This window comes from Kitasatospora sp. NPDC059462 (assembly GCF_042749955.1).
Classification (GTDB): domain Bacteria; phylum Actinomycetota; class Actinomycetes; order Streptomycetales; family Streptomycetaceae; genus Kitasatospora.
Genome location: NZ_JBHYUU010000033.1, coordinates 1 through 20,424 on the forward strand (window position 1 = coordinate 1; position 20,424 = coordinate 20,424).

A 20,424-nucleotide genomic window follows, 5' to 3' on the forward strand; every position below is an offset into this window, starting at 1 on the left:
GGGCGGCGGGTGCCGCGGGCGCGCCGGACGACGCGGCGACCACCGAGCTGCGGGCCGTGCGGGACACCGGGGCGGCGCAGCCGCGGACCGGGCACGGCGACGACGCGACCCAGGAGCTCTCGCTGCGGGGCCGGGGCGCGGCGGACCTCACGGCGACGGCGAAGCTGCCGGTGGTGCCGGACGGGCCGGCGGCCGACGAGACCGCGGTGCTGCCGCGGATCCCGGCTGAGGACGCCGACTCGACGGCCGTGCTGCCCCGGATCGAGCCGGGCGCCCCGGTCGGCCGGACGCCCCGGGACACCTGGCGGGACGGGCGGCCCCGCACCGGGCGGCCGGAGACCGAGGAGCGCCCGGTGGAGCGCACCCGTGAGCTTCCGGTGGTCGACCCGCAGCAGGACGGGCCCGCCGCCGACCAGCGGCCGCGCCCGGACTGGGCGGAGGAGACCCCGATGGACGACCTGCCGAGCCTGACCGACACGCTGCTCGGCTCGCGCGAGGAGTGGGCCCGCTGGGGCCAGGACGACCGTCCGGGTTCCGGCGGCGCCGACCGCCGGGGTGACACCGGCGGCCAGGGCGGACCGGGTGCTCCGGACGGCCGGGGCGGTCAGGACGGCCAGGGTGGTCAGGGCGGGCAGGGCGACGGCAAAGGCAAGGGCCGCCGCTGGGGCCGCCGGAGCTGACCGGCGCCCGGCCGGCCGGGTGCCTCCGGGCCCGGCGGCCCGGCGGCCCGCCGGGCTTCCCGGGTGGCCATCCGCCCGGCCTCCCGCGCGGCCCGGGCCCGTCGTAGCCGCCACGTATGCTCGACGGCGGGAGCGGTAGTCCGTAGCGAGCTTGGGAGCAGCAGTGGCCGTCTGGGACGACCTGGTGGGCCAGGAGCGGGTGGTCGAGCAGCTGACCGCCGCCGCCCGGGCGGCCGGGGCGATCGTCGGCGCCGGGCGCGGCGCCGATCCGGAGGCGGGCGGCAACGCCTCGCTGATGACGCACGCCTGGCTGTTCACCGGCCCGCCCGGGGCCGGCCAGACCACCGCCGCGCGGGCCTTCGCCGCCGCGCTCCAGTGCACCAGCCCCGACCTCGCGCTCGGCGGCACGCCCGGCTGCGGCTTCTGCGACGGCTGCCACACCGTCCTCGCGGGCAGCCACGCCGACGTGAAGTACGTGCGCACCGACGGCCTGTCCATCGGCGTCGGCGACATGCGCGACCTGGTGCTGCGCGCCTCCAGCTACCCGACCGGCGGCCGCTGGTCGGTGATCCTGGTCGACGCCGCCCACCGGCTCACCGAGGCCGCCGCCAACGCGCTGCTCAAGGGCGTGGAGGAGCCGTCCCCGCGCACCGTCTGGCTGCTCTGCGCCCCCTCGGTGCAGGACGTGCTGCCGACCATCCGCTCCCGCTGCCGCCTGCTGGTGCTGCGCACCCCGGCCGCCGAGGCGGTCGCCGACATGCTGGTGCGGCGCGACGGCGTGGAGCCGCACACCGCCCGGCTCGCCGCGCTGGCCGGCCAGGGCGACGTCGACCGGGCGCGCCGCCTCGCCGTCGACGAGCAGGCCCGGACCCGCCGCACCGACGTGCTGCGGATCCCGCTGGAGGTCGGCGACATCGGCGGCTGCCTGGCCGCCGCCCAGCGCCTGGTCGACACCGCCAAGGCCGACGCCGAGGCGCTCGCCGAGACCCAGGACGCCAAGGAGACCGACGACCTCAGGGCCGCGTACGGCGCGGCCGAGGGCAGCAAGGCACCGCGCGGCATGGCCGGGGCGGTCAAGGAACTGGAGAAGCGGCAGAAGAGCCGGGCCACCCGGACCCGCCGGGAGACCCTCGGCGTCGCCCTGCTGGACCTGCTCGGCTTCTACCGGGACGTCCTCGCGCTCCAGCTCGGCTCGACCGGCGCGCTGGCCAACGAGGACCAGCGGCAGGCACTGGACCGGGTCGCCCAGGCCGGTCCGCCGGAGTCCACGCTGCGCCGGATCGAGGCGGTGCTCGCCTGCCGGCGGGCGCTGGACCGCAACGTCGACCCGCTGCTCGCCGTCGAGGCGATGACCGTGGCGCTGCGCGCGGGCTGAGCCGCCGTCGGGGCGGGCCGGTCTGCCCCGGGCGCGGGCCGAGTCACCGTCGGCGCGGGCCGCGCCGTCGGGCCGGTCGGCCGCCGGGGGCGCGGTTCGGCCCGACGCCTCCGTTCGGCGTCCCACCTTCGAGTGAACGTGCGTTACGCGCCGGGCACACGCGTGTGCGAGCCCCGGCTCGTCCCGCACGCTGGGGGCCGACTGCGCCCCGCCGCCGGGGCCGTCGTGTCCCGTACGGTGCCGGGCCCGACCGACGGCCGGCCGGCCCTCCTCCGAGGTGGTGCGTCCCATGGTCCGTTCGCTCCTGATCGTTCCCCTGCTGGCCGCCGCCGGGGGCGGGGTCTGGCTGGCACGCGGCGCGCTGCTGCGCTGGCGCGATCTGCGGGCGGCGGAGACGTACGAGCTGGCCGGGGAGCACCGGCCGATGCTGCTGCGGGCGGCTGGGGCGATGGTCTGCGGGGTCGGCGTCACGGTGCTGACGCTGCTGACGGCGCTGGGCACCTTCGGCGCGCTGAGCGGCGACGGTGCCGCGGACGGTGCGGGCGGACCGGGGGGCCTGACCGGCTCGGCCGGCTCGCTCGGCTCGGTGGCCGGGCGGCTCGACGGATCGGGCGGGGGGTGGCAGGCCGCCCCGCCGGCCGAGGCCGCGGACGCCGCCGTGCCCGCCCCGCCCGTGCCGACGCCGTCACCCCTGCCGGTGGTCAGCCGCTTCGACAGCGTCGGCCACCCGGGCGGCGGCGAGCTGCTGCAGTCCGCCGTCCCCGGCCCGGACGGCCATCCGCGCAACGTCCGGGTCTGGCTGCCCGCCCAGTACGCCAAGGACCCGAACGCCCGCTTCCCGGTCGTCGTGATGCACGCCGCCACCCCCAGGAAGACCGCCGACGCCGAGGTACCGGACGTCTTCGAGGGCCTCGCCTCCGCCGTGCAGAGCGCCAAGGGCAAGCCGTTCATCCTGGTCGCCCCCGAGGCGCCGAACGGCACCGCGCACCCCTGCGAGCTGGTCGCCGCCGCCCCGATGGCGGTCGCCGACGACGCCGCGCTGCGCACCACCATCGCGGCCACCTTCCGCACCCTGCCGCCCGGCCCGGCGGCCTGGGGCGCGCTCGGCGTCGAGGACGGCGCGCCCTGCGCCGCGGCCGCCGGCCTGGCCCGTCCCGACCTGTACGGCGCGGCGGCGGCCGTCTCCGGCAAGTACGACGCGCCCGCGCTCGCCCGCACCGGCGCCGAGGCGCCCGCCACCGGGACCCCGAGGCTGCTGCTCGCCGCCGGGAAGGCCGACACCGCCGGGGTGGACGCCGCCCGCAAGCTCCAGTCGGCGCTGCGCGGCGGCACCGGCGCCGCCGCCCGCGCCGAGGTGCGGATCTCCGACAACGCGACGGACTACTCGGCGGACCGGATCCGGCTGCGGCTGGTCCGGCAGGCGGCGCAGTACCTCGGCGAGGCGCTCGGCAAGGCGTCCTGAGCCCGGCCGCGCGCGGCACTACGCTTCCGGTACTCCCGGTGGCAGTGGGGCCACCGGGAGTGAACGGCTGAGGGGATCCCAGATGCGGGCCGACAGGCGGCAGGACGCCCCGGCGCGGGTGCGCGCCGGGCGCGGGGGAGGAGCGGTGGCGGCCGTCGCCGTCCTGGCCGCCGGACTGCTGGCGGGCGGCTGCTCGGCCGCCGGACCGACCCCGGGCGCCGCCCCGGCCGACGGCGGCGTGACCAGCTCCGCCACGCCGTCCGGGGCCGCCGCCGGGACCTCCGGGTCCGGGTCCGCGTCGCCGGTCACCCCGCTGGAGTCGCTGCCCGCCGCCGTGCCCGCCGCGCTCGCGCCCTACTACGGGCAGCGGCTCGCCTGGTCGCCCTGCGACGACGGCTACGAGTGCACCGGCTTCCGGGTGCCGCTGGACTACGACCACCCCGCCGACGGCGACCTCACCCTGGCCGCCGTCCGCGCCCCGGCCGTCCCCGACGGGTCCGGCGACCGCCTCGGTTCGCTGCTGCTCAACCCCGGCGGCCCCGGCGGCTCGGCCGTCGAGTACGTCGAGGGCGCGGCCCGGACGTACGACGCCGCCGTGCGGGCCCGGTACGACCTGGTCGGGGTGGACCCGCGCGGGGTCGGCCGCAGCTCCTCGGTCAGCTGCCTGAGCGGTGAGCGGATGGACGCGTACACCTCCGTCGACATCACCCCCGACGACCCGGCCGAGGTCGACGCCGTGGTGGCCGCCGCCAAGGAGTTCGCCGAGGGCTGCCGCCAGGGCGCCGGCGCCCGGCTGGGCCACCTGAGCACCGCCGAGGCGGCCCGCGACCTGGACGTGCTGCGCGCCCTGCTCGGCGACGAGCGGCTGAACTACGTCGGCAAGTCCTACGGCACCCTCCTCGGCGCGACGTACGCGGGCCTGTTCCCCGGCCGCGCCGGCCGGATGGTGCTCGACGGCGCGATGGACCCGTCGCTCGACTCGCTGGCCGGGAACCGCACCCAGGCGGGCGGCTTCGAGACCGCCTGGACCGCGTTCGCCCGGGACTGCGCCGCCCGCGCGGACTGCCCGCTCGGCCGCACCGAGCAACAGGCGGGCGAACAGCTCGCCGCCCTGTTCGCGGAGGCCGACGCCCGCCCGCTGCCGACCTCCGACGCCGGCCGCCGGCTCAGCGAGGCACAGGCGACCACCGGTGTCGTCCAGGCCATGTACGCGGAGTTCCTCTGGCCCCGGCTGCGCACCGCCCTCGCCGACGCCCGTTCCGGCGACGGCACCGGCCTGCTGAAGCTCTCGGACGCCTACTACGGGCGGGAGGCGGACGGCTCCTACCCCAATCTGATGTCCGCCAACGCGGCGGTGAACTGCCTCGACCTGCCCGCGCCGTTCGCCGGCCCGGACGACGCCGCGCGGGCGGTGCCGGAGTTCGAGCGGACCTCGCCGCGGTTCGGCCGGGACATGGCCTGGATGGCGCTGACCTGCACCTACTGGCCGGTCCGGGCCACCGGCACCCCGCACACCGTCCGGGCCGCCGGCGCCGCACCGATCGTGGTCGTCGGCACCACCCGGGACCCGGCCACCCCGTACGCGTGGGCGCAGGCCCTGGCCGGCCAACTGGAGTCCGGGCGCCTGCTGACCTTCGACGGGGACGGCCACACCGCGTACGGCCGCCACGACGTCTGCCTCGACGGCGCGGTCAACCGCTATCTGCTGGCCGGCGAGGCGCCGGAGGACGGGAAGCGCTGCGGGTCCTGATCCTGAGAAAGCTTCCGGTACGACGTTAGGATGAGCGCCCCCTCACCGCTCTCCCACCCCACCGGAGCCCACCGTGCTCGGAGTCAACGACCTGGCGACGTACGTCCTCGGCGCCCTCGTCATCGTCCTCCTCCCCGGCCCCAACTCCCTCTACGTGCTGTCCGTCGCCGCCCGCAAGGGCGTCCGCACCGGCTACCGCGCCGCCGCCGGCGTGTTCGTCGGCGACTTCACCCTCATCAGCCTGACCGCCCTCGGCGCCGCCTCCCTCCTGGAGGCCAACCCCGCCGTCTTCGCCGTGGTCAAGTTCGGCGGCGCCGCCTACCTGCTCTGGATAGGCATCGGCATGCTGCGCGCCGCCCGCCAGCTCTGGCGCGAGCACCGCGCTGGCCCCGCGACCGCCCCCGCCGCGACGGCCGCCGACCCCGCCGAGTCCACCGAGCGCCCGTTCCGCCGCGCCCTGGTGATCAGCCTGCTGAACCCCAAGGCCATCCTCTTCCTCCTCTCCTTCTTCACCCAGTTCGTCGACCCCTCCTACGGCAGCCCGGTGCTCTCCTTCACCCTGCTCGGCGGCATCCTGCAGACCTTCAGCTTCCTCTACCTCTCCCTGCTGATCTTCGCGGGCACCACGCTCGCCACCGCCTTCAGCCGCCGCAAGCGCCTCTCCGCCGGTCTCACCAGCGGCGTCGCCGCCCTCTTCGCCGGCTTCGCCGCCAAGCTCGCCGTCTCCTCCGCCTGACCCCACCCCGCCACCGCGTTACGGATCACCGGCCAACCTGTGTAGACTGGCCCGCGTTGCCAGGACTTCCGGCAACGGCGCCGCCTTAGCTCAGTTGGCCAGAGCAACGCACTCGTAATGCGTAGGTCGCGGGTTCGAATCCCGCAGGCGGCTCCATGGCGAACCCCAGGTCAGGACTCTGACCTGGGGTTTCTTCGTTGGGTTGGCCTTGGAATTCGGGTTAATCGGGCGGATGCGGTCTGCGCATCGCAATGCGCAGGCATGAGGTTGACTCAGTGTTGCTGGCCAGCCGAGACCGGCCGCTGACCTGCGGTTCTGTGGGCCGTGGCGTGAACTTGCGGCAAGCGATCGATGCGGCCGGTGGACAGCCGGTGGACAGCCGTGCGTGATGCACCGTCAGCAGCTCTTGTGCCCTCGCAGGCGCTGCAGGTAGGCCAGCGCTGAAACTGTGCTGTTCCGACAATCGAGATATGGGTTCGCGATGCAGCCCCGAGGGCCGAAGCGCTCAGCGCCGGATCGCAAAGACCTCGACCTCTGCGTTCATCGCCCGCAGCCTCCGGGCTGACTGAAGAAGTGAGACCTGAGCGAAGGCGAAGAGGGAGTCGACGGTGATCTCCTTCCCGTCCTTGAGGAGGATGGCGAGGACGACCTTCAATGTGCCGAAGTCGCTCAGGAGACGGTGGTCGGGAGTGCGGTCCGCAACCTGCCGGAGGAAGTCCCCGCGGATGGCTTCGTCACTGCGCAGGGTTTCGACGGCGGTCACGGCCTGAGCGAAGAGGTGGTTCAGCGGCGCGGTGCCAGCACTGCTGCTGGCCTTCTTGACACAGATCAGCTGGTTGTCCGGGCCCAGGACATCGCACATCTCCAGCCCGCCGCCGTTGAACTTGTCGGTCACGACGTTCTTTTTGTCGAAGAGAAGGTAGCCCTCCTGAGCGGCTGCTCGCTTGTTGTACCAGTCCTCGTCGTGAGAGTCCTGCCGCTTGCTGTTCGGCGCGCCCTTCGGCCACCTTGGCAGCTGCACGCTCGACGGCTTGTCGAGCAGCTGCCGCAGCTCCTCCTCGAGCGTCTCGAGGAATCCGGCACCCACCTCGTACCACTTCCCATGGCCATAGAAGTACCGCGTCGTTCCGACGGGGACATCCGCGATGAGCCATTCCTTGCCGCTGGTAGCGGCGCCGGCCGGCGTCTTCAGATCGTCATCGCTGAACATGACGACGCGCACTTGGCTGAGCGCCTTCAGGCGATCGCCTTCGGCTCTGTCTGAGACGAACTGGAGGAGAACGGGAAGGTCGAGATCGAAGACATCGACGGTTCGGCTGCCCGAGGAGATGCGGAATGCCTGGGCAGAGCTGAAGCCCTCCTGGCAGGCTTCGGGAACTCCCAAGGTCAGCCGGGGGTGGCTGGCATCAGCCAGCATGGCCTCCAAGGCGGTTTGGGCGTCTACCGCCTTGCGGCTTCGATTGTCCAAGGTGTGCAGCCGGTCCACGAAGCGCAGCTCGGGCAGCGGATCCGGTCGGGCGCACACCTCTTCAATCGCGCGCAGGTCGTTGAGAAACTCCTCCGGAGTGGTGGCCAACGGCAGCTTGATGGTCGACTCCGAGCACTCCACCCGGACGTGCTTGGAGGTTCCGGAGGGCAGCGAAGTCAATGCAATGCCGCTTACCGTTCCGCAGATGCGGCGGACGACTGCGCCGAATCGGTCGAGCCCGAAACCGTCGATTCGCTCGCCACGGGCGACGGAGTACTCATCAACACGCCCGCGGCCGTCCATGATCTGATTGCGGACCTTGATGATGCCGTCCTCGTCCAAACATCGAGTGGCGAACTCCAGCCCGAACTCGTCGTCCCGGTAGTAGGGGTCGAGCATGTGCTGGCCGACGCCGTAGCTCAAGGCGTACAGGCCGCGCTCGGTCCGCATCAGGACGAGGCCGGCGGCGGAGCGGTTTCGTTCGTTGACCTCCAGGCCGGTGATCCGTTCGACGGCCGGGCACCAGTCAGCCCGGTCCCGGGGGATCCCTCCGTTTACCAATAGTCCGGTGACGCCCTCTCGGGAGAAGTCTCGGACCTGGTAGCCCGGACGGCTGAGATAGCGGGGGCGCACAAGGGCTCGGAGGTCTACCGGCCGCCCATCGGGAACGGTGAGCCGGTGCAGGGTGGACTTCCGGGTTCCGGTGTTCTGTTGCTTGGCATCCACGTTGTGCTCCTTGTCTCTTGCCTTGAGCGGACATGAGCTGCACTGCCTCTTGCACGCTGGCCGGCCGAATGACAGCAGCAGCGCGTTGACAACGAAGGTAGTCAGAGCCTGTTGGCGCTGTCAACAGGGTGTAACTTCGAGAGCGGCTGGTCATGGTGTACGGTGAAGCCATGCTTGAACACGACGTCCCCGACCCCACGGCCACCGCTGCGGAGATCGCACGGTTGGCCGGGGTGACGCGCGCCGCGGTCTCCAACTGGCGCAGGCGTCGCCCGGACTTCCCAGCGCCTGTCGGCGGCACGGCGGCCAGCCCGTTGTTCTCGCTCGTTGAGGTGCAGCGGTGGTTGGACGGACAGCGCGAAGGCCGGGAGGTCAACAGCGAGGTTCGGTTGTGGCAGGCGCTTCGCACCACCTTCGGTGCCGAGATGGTTGGAGCGCTGGCGGCCGTTGGCGAGTATCTCCTCGGGGAGGGCGCCGGGCTGAAGGACCGCTCTGCGCGCGAGGCGATGGAAGGACTGCTCGCGGAGCGGACTCCTGCAGAGGTGATGGACGGACTTGTCGCCCGTCTCTTGGATTCCACCGCCCGCGCCGCTTTGGACGGAGCCTCGACGTTGCAACTCGCCCGAGCTGTGGGGGAGCTTGCGGGCGAGACCACCGGCGCCGTCTTCGATCCGGCCTGCGGTATCGGATCCCTCCTGGTTGCAGTGGGCGGCGACAAGGTGCGCAGCAGGCTGGGCCAGGACATGCAGGCGGACGCGGTACGTCTGGCCCAGGTGCGAACGGACCTGTCGCTCGCATCAGGGGCGACACCCTCTCGACTAGCGGCGGGCGACTCGCTTCGGGCAGACGCCTATCCAGACCTCCGCGCGGACCTGGTCGTGTGCGAGCCCCCAACTGCCGTGGCCGACTGGGGCCGCGAGCAGCTGCTAGTCGATCCACGGTGGGAAGCCGGCGTGCCCTCGCGCGGTGAGAGCGAACTCGCCTGGCTCCAGCACTGCTACCACCACACAGCCCCTGGGGGGAGGGCCGTGGTCGTCTTGCCAGCGTCGGTCGCCCACCGCCGATCCGGTCGGCGAATTCGCGCGGAACTGGTGCGTCGCGGCTGCGTCACCGCAGTGGTGGCTCTACCGCCGGGCCTCGCGGCCAGCCATGCACTCCCGCTGCACGTGTGGATGCTGAGCAGGCCTTCCATTCCTGGGAACAGCGCGACGACGGTACGCATGGTGGACCTCAGCGCCAGCAGTCCAGACGGACCGTGGCAGCCGAAGCCACACCAGGCGGCTGAGGTGCCGCTGATCGATCTGCTGGACGATGACGTGGATCTCACACCCGGCCGCTATGTCCGCGAGCCAGAACCCAACTACGCGGCAGAGTACATCGCGCTACGGGACGAACTCGATCTACAACTGCGCAGGCTTCGGAACCTACTGCCGGAGCTGTCGGCACGGAGTGATGCCAGCGACCTGGACGAGGGCGTACCAGTGGCGGTGAGCGACCTGTTGGCCGCTGGTCTAGTCACTCTCGACGGTGAGCAACTTGCCTCCACCAGTGACCAGCTGGACCCGGACTATGTGCGAGGCTTCGCAGCCAGTCCGGCGAACACCCGTCGCGGCACGTCGTCCTCGGGTACGTTCCGAGCGGACCTTCGCTCAGCGCGCTTGCCGCGTATGGACATTGAGGCGCAACAGCGCTACGGAAACGCCTTTCGCTTGTTGGGAACGTTCCAGCGCGAACTCGCTGAACTCGCCAAGATAGGGGACCGAGCCGCGCAGCTCGCCCGCGACGGCCTTACCAGCGGCGCGCTCGACCCAGAGCCCGCGCGGGACTCTGGCGACACCAAGCAGAAGATCACGACGACCGACGGAGACGACGCAGTGCGGCAGGAAGAAGGCAGGAAGCTTTGAGTAAGAACCAGGAACTGGCTGACTTCATCTGGTCGGTGGCCGACCTGCTGCGCGGAGACTACAAGCGCTCCGAGTATGGCAAGGTCATCCTGCCGCTGACTGTGCTGCGTCGGCTGGACTGCGTCATGAAGCCGACGCGGCAGGCGGTGTGGGACCGGGCCGCGTCCTACACCGGGGAGAACAAGGACGGATTGCTGCTGGCGGCGTCCAAGCTCAAGTTCTACAACCTCTCCGAGCAGACCTTCGACACGATCAGCAACGACGCGGCCAACGTGGCGAAAAACCTCAAGGATTACATCCGGGGCTTCTCAGCCGAGGCCACCGAGATCATCAACCGCTACGAGTTCCACCTCCAGATCGACCGACTGGACAACGCCGACCTGCTCTACCAGGTGGTGCGGAGGTTCGCAGGTCTGGATCTGAGCTTCGAGGTCGTGGACAACCACGACATGGGCTACGTGTTCGAGGAACTGATCCGCAAGTTCGCCGATGCCTCCAACGAGACTGCCGGTGAGCACTTCACCCCGCGTGAAGTCATCGAGCTGATGGTCGAACTGCTGCTCGGGCCAGACGATGATCGACTGACGGGCGAGGGACAGGTCGTTAAGATCCTCGACCCGGCCTGCGGCACCGGCGGCATGCTGGCTGCGGCCGAGGAGCACATCCAGAGGCTAAACCCGCGCGTGCGCGTCAACCTGTTTGGGCAGGAGCTGAACGCTGAGTCCTACGCGATCTGCCGCTCGGACATGCTGCTCAAGGGGCACACCGCTAAGAACATCCGCTTCGGCAACTCCTTCAGCCAGGACGGCCACGAGGGCGAGACCTTCGACTACATGCTTGCCAATCCTCCCTTCGGCGTGGAGTGGAAGAAGGTCGAGAAGATCGTCCGGCAGGAGCACGAGGACCGCGGGTACGACGGTCGGTTCGGCGCCGGCCTGCCCCGGATCAATGATGGCTCGCTGCTGTTCCTGCAGCACATGATGAGCAAAATGCAGCTGCTGAAGAAGGACGACGCCGGCGACGAGGTCGGCGGCACCCGGCTGGCCATCGTCTTCAACGGCTCCCCGCTGTTCACCGGCGGAGCGGGGTCGGGCGAGTCGGAGATCCGCAGGTGGATCATCGAGCACGACTACCTGGAGGCGATCGTCGCCCTCCCAGACCAGCTCTTCTACAACACCGGCATCTCCACGTACTTCTGGATCGTCACCAACCGCAAGCCTGCCGAACGCAAGGGTCGCGTTATCCTGCTGGACGCCCGCGACCAGTGGACCAAGATGCGTAAGTCGCTCGGCGAGAAGCGCAAGCAGATCACCCGTGCGCAGATCGGGCGCATCGGCGCCATCTACCGCGACGCGCTCAGCATCGCTAACGACGAGACCCACCCTGACCACGGGCGAGTGAAGGTCTTCGCTAACCGGGACTTCGGCTACCAGCGCATCACCGTGGACCGGCCGCTCAAGCTCCGCTTCGAGCTCACAGAGGACAGCCTTACCCAGCTCGGCGCGTCTGCCGCCGTGAAGAAGGCAGTTGGGGGCGAGGCAGCGGTCGAGTTCCTGCTCGCCGCACTCAAGCCGCTGCTCGGAGCGCGGTGGTCTACCAAAGCCGAGGCATGGGACGCCCTGCGTACGGCGATGGTGGCCGGGGGCGTGCTGTGGCCCTCTGTCGCATCGTTCCAGAAGGCTATGCGCGACGCGGTGGGTGTGACTGACCCGGAGGGCGAGGTCCAGCTCATCAAGGGCAAGCCCGAGCCTGACGCCGACCTGCGGGACTACGAGAACGTCCCGCTGGGCGAGGACATCGACGAGTACCTTGCCCGCGAGGTGCTTCCCCATGTCCCCGACGCCTGGATCGCGGAGATTCGGAACCCGAAGACAAAGGAGATGGAGCGATACAAGGTGGGGTACGAGATTCCCTTCACTCGCCATTTCTACGTCTACACGCCGCCCCAGCCCTTGCCGGAGATCGACGCGGAGCTGAAGTCGCTGGAGGCCGAGATCCAGGCGCTGCTCGGGAAGGTGGCGGGGTGAGCACGGTACGTCTGCGACACCTGGCACGGGTCAATCCTCCTTGCCCAGCGTTCGACCGCCTTGCCTTTGACGATGAGCTCACCTTCCTACCCATGGAGGCAGTGTGGCCAGGAGAGCGGCTTGACCTCTCCCGCCTACGTAGCAAAGCTGCTGTGGCGACTGGCTACACGCGATTCCAGGAAGGTGACGTACTCGTTCCGAAGATCACTCCGACCTTCGAGGCGGGGCGGGCCGTCTTGATTCGTGGCCTCCGCAACGGCGTTGGGGCAGGTACGACCGAACTCCATGTTCTACGGGCTGGGCCACTTATCGATCCCCGGTTCCTTTTCTATCTCGTGAACACGCATGGATTCCTGAAGTTGGGCGAGGCTGAGATGTACGGCGTCGCCGGTCAGCAGCGTGTCCCGGACGATTTCCTGCGTGACCTAGCAGTTGCTCTCCTGCCGCTTGATGAGCAGCGTCGCATCGCCGACTTCCTTGATGCCGAGACCGCTCAGATCGACAAACTGGTGGCTCTTCGCCTTCGCCAGCGGGATGTCATCCGCATCAGGCAGCGCGTGCACGCTGAGGGGGTGATCAGAGGGTGCTCCTCGGGGGAGTGGACGCGGACAAAATATCTCATGCGGGTGCGACCGCGTTATGGAGTGCTTGTCCCTGTTTTTGAGGACGATGGCGTTCCTTTTGTTCGAGTCAATGACTTGCTGGATCTTCGGGGTCGGGCAGGCAGTTTGGCGCGGATTCCTGCAGGACTCTCGAATCAGTATGCGAGAACAATCACTAGGCCGGGCGATGTGCTGCTCAGTGTTGTAGGAACTTTGGGAAGGGCTGCTGTCGTCCCGGAAGAAGTTGTGGGCGCCAACATTGCTAGGGCCGTTTGCTCGATCCGCTTGCGGCCAGACGTCGATCCGAGCCTCTTCGTCGCTTGGATTGCCACGAGCGAGTTCGAACGACAGGCACTTCTTGCGACTGGCTCCGACTCTGCCCAGCCCACGCTTGGGATGGAAGATCTGTCGAATTTTTCTATTCGATGGCCTACGGATCCCCGAGAGCAAGCGAGCGTTGCCCGTCAGGTGAGGGAGGGCCAGCAGATTCACACGGATTTGGTCCGACGTACAGATCGCCAACTGGCCCTTCTCGCCGAACGTCGCCAGGCGCTGATCACTGCGGCCGTCGCCGGCCAGCTTGATGTCACCACCGCCCACCCCGTGCATGACCGCGACCTCTGAGGGGGATTCAGATGAATGACACCCGCGTGTACACCGAGAAGGCCTTCGAGAACGCCGTCGAAGCAGCGTTGCTGCGCAGCGGTTGGCAGCGCGGGCTGTCGAACACCTATGACCGGGCCCTCGGGATCGACACCTCCGAGTTGGCCGCGTTCCTTGGTGCCTCGCAGAACGATGCGTGGCTCGCGCTTCAGGCCGCCTACGGCGAGGAGGAGCAGCAGGCCATCGCGCGATTCGCGAAGCGTGTCGCGCGGGAGATCGACTCGCGCGGGTTGCTGGACGTCCTGCGGCGGGGGGTGAACGACCGGAACGTGAAGATCCAGCTTGCGTACTTCCGTCCCGCGCACACCCTCGCCGCGGACGCTCTCGCGGAATACGAGGCCAACCGGCTCACCTTCGTGCGCCAGTTCCACTACTCCGTCTCCCGCCCCACCGATACCCTCGATATGGCGTTCTTCCTCAACGGACTGCCGGTCGCCTCGGTGGAGTTGAAGAACGGGCTGACCGGCCAGACCGTCGAGGACGCCAAGCGGCAGTACCGCCAGGATCGCGATCCGAAGGCGCTGTTCTTCGCCAAGCGCAGCCTGGTTCACTTCGCGGTCGATCCGATGCTCGCGTTCCTGACGACCCGTCTGGCCGGGGATGCGACGCGCTTCCTTCCCTTCAACACCGGCTCTGGCGGCCCTGGGCAGATCGGCGGCGCGGGAAACGTCCCTGCCTCTACTGGTGGCAGCTACCCCACCTCCTACCTCTTCGATGGGGTGTGGGCACGCGACAACTGGCTGGACCTGTTGCAGCGGTTCCTGCACGTGGAGGACGCCGCCGCGAAGGCTGGCCGGGCTCCGTCGCACAAGCCCGGCAGCGCTCACGCTCAGCCGTTGATCTTCCCGCGGTTCCACCAGTGGGACGCCGTGCGCAAGCTCACCGCACACGCAGCCCGTCACGGTGCGGGGGAGAACTACCTGATCCAGCACTCCGCGGGTTCGGGCAAGTCCAACACCATCGCCTGGCTCGCTCACCGCCTGTCCAGCTTGCACACCCCGCAGGATCCGGCGCTGATCGCGCCGACTGCGCTCGCCAGCGGTCTAGGGGTGAACAAGTTGGTCTTCGACAAGGTTATCGTCATCACCGACCGCCGCGTCCTGGATAAGCAGCTTCAGGACACGATCTACCAGTTCGACCACAAGGCCGGCGTGGTCGTACGGATCGACGAGAACTCCCAGCAGCTCGCGGACGCGCTGACCGGACCGACCGCCCGGATCGTGATCACGACGGTGCAGAAATTCCCCTTCGTGCTGGACAAGGTCGCAGGGCTGGGCGCACAGCGCTACGCAGTGATCATCGACGAGGCACACTCCTCGCAGGGTGGGGAGAGCGCGGCGGCGCTGAAGAAGGCGCTGGGCCGTCTCGGCTCGGACGCGGTGGACGAAGACGGTGACCCGCTGACGGCCGCGGCATTGGCCCGCGGCAAGCAGCCGAACCTGTCGTTCTTCGCATTCACCGCCACCCCCAAGGCGAAGACGATCGACCTGTTCGGTACCCCTTACCCCAATGCCGGCTCCGGGGAGCAGGAGAAGGGACCGTTCCACGTCTACTCGATGCGGCAGGCCATCGAGGAAGGCTTCATCCTGGATGTGCTCGGCAACTACATCACCTACGCCACCTACTTCAAGCTTCAGGAAGCCGCCGCTGAGGAGGCGGAGCAGCAGGTCGATCCGCGTAAGGCCCGTTCCAAGCTGGTGAGGGCCGCGCTGATGTCGGAAGCGTCGATGGCCTCCCGCGCGAAGATCATCGTGGATCACTTCCGCTCGCATTCCAGCCCGCGCCTGGGCGGCCGGGCCAAGGCGATGGTGGTCACCTCCAGCCGCGAGCATGCTGTGCGGCTCTACCAGGCCATGCGTACCTACATCGACCAGCGCGGCTTCACCGACTGCGGCACCCTGGTCGCGTTCTCCGGGGCGCTGACCCTCGACGGGATCGAGTACACCGAACCCAAGCTCAACGGCTTCCCGGAACGTGAACTGCCTATCCGCTTTGGATACACCCGCGTTGACGATCCGAACCCGCCGTCCGTCCCGAAGCCTGAACACCGCATCCTTGTCGTCGCCGAGAAGTACCAGACCGGCTTCGACCAGCCGCTGCTGACCACCATGTACGTGGACAAGATCCTGGTGAAGCTGGCCGCGGTCCAGACTCTGTCCCGGTTGAACCGCACCCACCCGCTCAAGACCACCGAGGACCTGTTCATCCTCGACTTCGCCAACCGGCCCGAGGACATCGAGCAGGCGTTCCAGCAGTACTACGAGGCGTCGATCACCGAGCCCACCGACCCCAACCTGCTGTTCGACCGCCAAAACGAGGTGATGGCTTACCAGCTCCTGGTGGAAGCCGAGATGGACGCCTTCGTCACCGCGTACTTCGCCGCCTTCCAAGGCGGAATGGCGACCGATACCGCCATCATGAAGGCCCACGCCCGCCTCTACGGCTACCTCCAGCCGGCCCTGGACCGCTTCAACGCCCTCAACGCCAGCGAACCCGACACCGCCGCCGAGTTCCGCCGTGCCCTGGACTCCTACACCAAGGCCTACGGCTGGCTCTCCCACGTCATCGGCTTCGAGAACCTGGAGCTGGAACGGCTCTACCAGTACGGGCGCTTCCTGCTGCGCCGCCTGCCGGCGCCCGTGCGCAGCGCCGGCGCGGACATTGGCGCCGCAGTCCCGAGCCACATGCGCATCACCCAGACCGGCACCCCCGAGCTGCGCCTGGAGGCAGCCGGCGCCCAGCTCCTGCCCGGCTTGGTGCCCGAAGCCGGCGGAGTAGTGGCCGAGGCGGAGGAGATGTCGCTGGCCGAGGTGATTCAGTCCGTCAACGAGGAATACGGGACTGGGCTGTCCACCACCGACCAGATCCTGCTCGGCCAGCTGGTGGTCGCCGTCAGCGAAGACCCCGAACTGCGGGCCATCGCGCTGCACCAGGACCAAGACGTCTTCGGCGGGGAACTCGAGAAGGACCTCGACAGGATCGTCATCGACCAGGCAGCTTCCAACGACGCGCTCATGGTCCGCTACTTCGACGATGCCAACGTCAACCGCCTGTTCAAGCAGGTCGCGATCCAGCAGGCTTACCAGCTCATCCGTCGCCCGGTCCGGCGCGAAGCCGAGCGCCGGGCTACCGAGCAGCGGGCCGCCGAACTGAAGTCCACTGGAAGCCCACGCGCAGATCCACCGACCGCATAGCCTTCTCCCGTCAGAACCTCACATGACAGGCCCGGCGGGGCAGTTGTGCTCCGCCCATGCAGAGAGGCATCGCGCATGGTGCACGGCACGCCGCCCTCCGAGCCCGGAGTACCGGCCCGCCTCATCGCGGGCCGGTACCGGCTGCACACCCCCATCGGTACGGGCGGCATGGGTGAGGTCTGGCAGGCGTACGACGAACGCCTGGACCGGCGGGTCGCTGTGAAGATGATGCTGGCCGAAAGTCCGGTTGCACCCGGCTTCCAGGGCGCGGCCTTCGAGGAGACCCTTCAGACCCGCCGAGCCCGCTTCCTGCGCGAGGTCCAGATCACGGCCGGCATCGAACACCTCGGTGTTCCCGCTATCTACGACACGGGCACTGACGAGGCCAGCGGCCGCCTGTTCGTCGTGATGCAACTCCTACAGGGCCGCGAGCTGCAGACCTTCATCGACGAAACCGACTACGAAAGCGAGACGGTCCCCGTCTCCTGGGCCGCGGCCGTCGGTGCCCAGATCGCCTCCGTCCTCGACACCGTGCACCGCCACGACGTCGTCCACCGTGACATCAAGCCCTCCAACCTGATGATCACCCCAGGAGGGGTCGTCAAGGTCCTCGACTTCGGCGTCGCTGCTCTTCGCGGAGTCGGTACGCTGCCACGGCTCACCCAGGTCGGCATGACCGTGGGCACCCCGCCCTACATGTCGCCCGAGCAGAGCCTGGCCAACGCCGTAGGCCCCGCCGCAGACGTCTATGCCCTCGCCTGCGTACTCCACGAACTCCTCACCGGGAAGCCTCCCTTCACCCCCGACGACAGGCGCTCCCACATGTGGCACCACGTCCACACCCCGCCCCCTCCCATCCGCTCCCTGCGCCCGGACGTACCCGCCGACGTTGAGAAGCTGCTCTTGGCGATGCTGGCCAAGGAATCCGAGCAGCGCATGGGAGCGATGGAGGTCTACGACGCTCTCCTGCCTCTCGTTCACGTCAACGCCGAAACCCTCGCTGCGACGGGCGACGGTGTCCTCGACCCCCGACTGCCGTTCCTGCGCCCCTTCGGTGGTCGGGCGCGCAGTGTCGGCGTCGCCGCCTCCTACACGCCCACCGTGGTGGTTCCCTCGCCACTGGCAGTCCCTGCCGGAGCGGCGCAGGCAGGTACCGCCGCCCTGACCGAGAAGGAGGCGGACGCGATCTCGGACCGTGCAGCTCGGCTTGCTCAGGAGGGCCAGTTCACCCAGGCTGGCGACGCTCTGGATGAGGCCATCGCGAGGGCCATGGATCCAGAACTCAGGGAAGGCATGCAGTTCAGTCTCGCCCAAGTGAAGTTCCTGGCCGGAAGCCACCGCGAGGCCCTCACCCTGTTTGAGCCACTCGCCCACGAATACACCAACCGCTACGGCGACGACGACGAGCAAGCACAGCTGTGCTGGTACTACGCCGCGCAATGCCGGATGGAACTGGGTGAGGCGAGTGCCGCCATCCGGGCTTTCGACCACGTCGCGGAGAACACGCCTGCTCCCGACGACGAGGACGCCGTCAATCGCCATCTGGATACCCTCGCACGGCTCATGAGCCTTTACGCGGCGGCGGAGAACCTTCCTCAGGCACTGGACGTTGGTGACCGTCTCCGTTCGCAAACCTCCCAGTTGCGGGGAAGCGACTGGCCGGGGTTGATGCAGATCGACGCGTATATTCGCCGCCTTCGCCAGGATCTCGGCTGACCTCAATAGCTGCATACCGACAGCGTGTACGTGGTCCGTCTGGTGAGTCGCCGTAGAGCTCCGGTGAGCCGAGTGACGCAAGTCAGCTAAGCGGGTGGACGCAGACTGTCATGTGTAGAGGGTCTCGGCGTTACTCCTCAGCGTCGATGGGGAAGAGTATGCCCTGCCCTGGGACCGTGGTGCGCTTGGCCTGCTTCTTTGGGCTGCGGCGATGGTTTCTCTGCTCGCGTTCCCTCACAGTCTCGGTAGCGCGTTCCACGGCAATGACCACGCTACGTTTGGCCTTTATCCGCTCGCGGCCAAGGGCGTCCAGCTGCTCGAAGGTTGTGCCGACCGTGCCAGCGAAACCGTGCTTTACCAACTCAATGAACTGAGTATTAATCATGTGCCGATTGACATGCTTATAGCTGAGTACTCGTCCGCCGCGCTCTCCGAGCGTGCAGTCATCTGACAGCAGAAGCCGAACATATGAGACAGGTAGGTACATTCCAGGTGCGAGCCCGTGGTCAGGCAGGCCGTTCTCCGGCCAGTAGGCGAGCTTCAAGTAACAAGGATCGGAGCCTAGCCGCCAGTCGTCGGGGGAGGTCGGGCTTTGGCTGAGAGCAGCAACCTCTTCCAGTCGATCCAACTGCCTCAGAAGTCTTTCATCTACCTGGGTCGATTTCCGGCGGGGGTCTAGCCGTTTGTATTGCACCAGGACGAAGCTGCGAGTTGCCTCGTGATAGTAGATGAGGTCAGTGCCCAACCTGGCTTCGACCGGGGTTGCGTTGACATTCACGACCTCCAAGCGGCGCCCTTCGGTGTCATGAAGGACTTGGATGTCCAAGCGCAGGACTTCCGGCCCAGTCCAGTCGCTGAATAGTCCGAGGGCCGGTCCAGTCATACGCACGTCGTGGTCGATCATGCTGTGCTCGACGGGCTCTGGGATCAACCCCGCGGTGTAGGGGGCGTGGATGTCCTTAGGGCGAAGCCACGCGGCGAAGGCTGCAGGGGTTCCGAAGATGCTCCTCGAGCAGCGTGCCGCCTCCTGCTGTTCCTGCCAAGCACGATCTTCGGGTAGCTCGCTGTTGAAGACCGGAGCGTTGATCTGCGCGATGAGCCAATCGAGAAGGGAGGCGAGTGAGGAAGAGCGGGCTCGGAGCGCATCTTCGATGACAGTCCAGACATCCTTGGGGCAGTACGTGACTCCGGCTGAACTCGAGAGAGCCTCGAACGCTTCGCGATGCGCTTCCGGAAGCTGCTCAAGCAGCCCGTTGGCACCAAGAAGGGGAACGGGTGGCAGGCATTCACGTAGAGGCTGGACCGTGATGCTCCGGTCTACCGGACCGACCGTGTTCCAGCGCCCGACCTTGCCGATCCACACGAGGCTTCGATCTCGGACTGCCTGGTGGAAACCGCGAGACTTGGCGGGCCGGCCATCAGTGAGGAACAGAACCAGCGGCAGCGCGCCCGGCTCCTCCGGCCCGTAGCCCGGGGGGATCGCTTTGGTGAACTTCAGGTTCTGACGGAGATCGTCTTGGCTTCGAGCTAGGTCATCGGTGCTCAGGATTACGAGGAAAACCACCCACCGAGCGTAGTGGCCGAGCGATCTCTTTGGTGCCGAACCCGCAAGCTGGCAGCATGCCAGCGCAGCAGCCGGATCTGACCTGGCGTCGACTGGGAGCCCTTCGCGTGGAAGGCGCCTCCTGGATGGGCTTGTGGGAGTTCCACAAGGCCTGACGATCGCCCTGTCTGGGCGGTAGGGACCCCTTCCGGTGGACAGCCGGTGGACAGCCGGTGGACGGATGCCTTTGGACGGTGCTGCATTGGATGGCACGGGACAACCTGCCGCACGTGCTCTGACCGGCCCAAACGTCATGAGACGGCAAGGGGCGGTACTACGTAGCACGACTCCTCGTGATCTCGTAATGCGTAGGTCATGGGTTCGAATCCCATAGGCGGCTCAGTAGAGGCCCAGGTCACCCAACCCGTGACCTGGGCCTTTGTCGTTCCTCGCCACGCGGGCGGGCGCCGGCGGTGCTCTCGGCACTCCCCGGGGTCGTCCCGGGGAGTGCCGAAGTGCGGGGCCGGGTGCGGATGGGTCCACGGTCTCGGAGGCGGGCGGGGGCGGCCTCGGTGTCT

General features: G+C 68.7%; 11 protein-coding genes, 1 tRNA gene and 1 pseudogene. 11 read left to right on the forward strand and 2 right to left on the reverse strand.

The window, feature by feature from the left end; translation table 11 throughout:
* From ACFXAM_RS11980 to ACFXAM_RS12005, 6 genes and pseudogenes are all read left to right on the forward strand, one after another.
* Positions 1-680, forward strand: a pseudogene (locus ACFXAM_RS11980) (hypothetical protein); the annotation flags it as partial.
* A gap of 163 nt (positions 681-843) precedes the next feature.
* Positions 844-2,055, forward strand: coding sequence for a DNA polymerase III subunit delta' (locus tag ACFXAM_RS11985; protein WP_380290116.1), 1,212 nt, complete (start codon positions 844-846; stop codon positions 2,053-2,055).
* 289 nt (positions 2,056-2,344) lie between these two features.
* Positions 2,345-3,517, forward strand: a complete 1,173-nt coding sequence (locus ACFXAM_RS11990; protein WP_380290044.1) for a hypothetical protein — start codon at positions 2,345-2,347, stop codon at positions 3,515-3,517.
* A gap of 82 nt (positions 3,518-3,599) precedes the next feature.
* Positions 3,600-5,267, forward strand: a complete 1,668-nt coding sequence (locus tag ACFXAM_RS11995) for an alpha/beta hydrolase (RefSeq protein WP_380290046.1) — start codon at positions 3,600-3,602, stop codon at positions 5,265-5,267.
* Between the two features lie 73 nt (positions 5,268-5,340).
* Positions 5,341-6,003, forward strand: coding sequence for a leucine efflux protein LeuE (gene leuE, locus ACFXAM_RS12000; protein ID WP_380290048.1), 663 nt, complete (start codon positions 5,341-5,343; stop codon positions 6,001-6,003).
* A gap of 79 nt (positions 6,004-6,082) precedes the next feature.
* Positions 6,083-6,159 (forward strand) — tRNA-Thr (locus ACFXAM_RS12005).
* 349 nt (positions 6,160-6,508) lie between these two features.
* On the opposite strand, the gene ACFXAM_RS12010 is transcribed toward ACFXAM_RS12005, so the two are convergent.
* Positions 6,509-8,197 carry a DUF6119 family protein gene (locus tag ACFXAM_RS12010; RefSeq protein WP_380290050.1) on the reverse strand — a complete coding sequence of 563 codons (1,689 nt, stop codon included), beginning with the start codon at positions 8,195-8,197 and terminating at the stop codon, positions 6,509-6,511.
* A 170-nt stretch (positions 8,198-8,367) separates the two neighbouring features.
* Between ACFXAM_RS12010 and ACFXAM_RS12015 the strand changes: the two genes are divergently transcribed.
* The 5 genes from ACFXAM_RS12015 (at position 8,368) to ACFXAM_RS12035 (ending at position 18,303) form a co-directional block, all read left to right on the forward strand.
* Positions 8,368-10,101, forward strand: a complete 1,734-nt coding sequence (locus ACFXAM_RS12015) for an N-6 DNA methylase (RefSeq protein ID WP_380290052.1) — start codon at positions 8,368-8,370, stop codon at positions 10,099-10,101.
* Entirely contained in the window at positions 10,098-12,128 is a 2,031-nt protein-coding gene (locus tag ACFXAM_RS12020; RefSeq protein ID WP_380290054.1) for an N-6 DNA methylase, read from the forward strand. The genes ACFXAM_RS12015 and ACFXAM_RS12020 overlap by 4 nt, the downstream gene beginning before the upstream one ends.
* 152 nt (positions 12,129-12,280) lie before the next feature.
* Positions 12,281-13,354: a restriction endonuclease subunit S gene (locus ACFXAM_RS12025; protein WP_380290056.1), complete on the forward strand. Its 1,074-nt coding sequence runs from the start codon at positions 12,281-12,283 to the stop codon at positions 13,352-13,354.
* An 11-nt stretch (positions 13,355-13,365) separates the two neighbouring features.
* A complete protein-coding gene (locus tag ACFXAM_RS12030) occupies positions 13,366-16,587 on the forward strand; it encodes a type I restriction endonuclease subunit R (RefSeq protein WP_380290058.1) in 3,222 nt (1,073 codons plus the stop codon).
* Between the two features lie 75 nt (positions 16,588-16,662).
* Positions 16,663-18,303: a protein kinase gene (locus ACFXAM_RS12035; RefSeq protein WP_380290060.1), complete on the forward strand. Its 1,641-nt coding sequence runs from the start codon at positions 16,663-16,665 to the stop codon at positions 18,301-18,303.
* 130 nt (positions 18,304-18,433) lie between these two features.
* Here ACFXAM_RS12035 and ACFXAM_RS12040 read toward each other — a convergent pair whose 3' ends face one another.
* The gene (locus tag ACFXAM_RS12040; protein WP_380290062.1) at positions 18,434-19,867 is read right to left on the reverse strand and encodes a hypothetical protein; all 1,434 of its coding nucleotides are present in this window, start codon (positions 19,865-19,867) and stop codon (positions 18,434-18,436) included.
* Positions 19,868-20,424: the final 557 nt, after the last annotated feature.

Bases quoted from the DNA above. Each gene is read 5' to 3' on its own strand.
- ACFXAM_RS12030 (WP_380290058.1), top strand. From the start codon at position 13,366: ATGAATGACACCCGCGTGTACACCGAGAAGGCCTTCGAGAACGCCGTC.
- ACFXAM_RS11995 (WP_380290046.1), top strand. From the start codon at position 3,600: ATGCGGGCCGACAGGCGGCAGGACGCCCCGGCGCGGGTGCGCGCCGGG.
- ACFXAM_RS12035 (WP_380290060.1), top strand. From the start codon at position 16,663: ATGGTGCACGGCACGCCGCCCTCCGAGCCCGGAGTACCGGCCCGCCTC.
- ACFXAM_RS12015 (WP_380290052.1), top strand. From the start codon at position 8,368: ATGCTTGAACACGACGTCCCCGACCCCACGGCCACCGCTGCGGAGATC.
- ACFXAM_RS11990 (WP_380290044.1), top strand. From the start codon at position 2,345: ATGGTCCGTTCGCTCCTGATCGTTCCCCTGCTGGCCGCCGCCGGGGGC.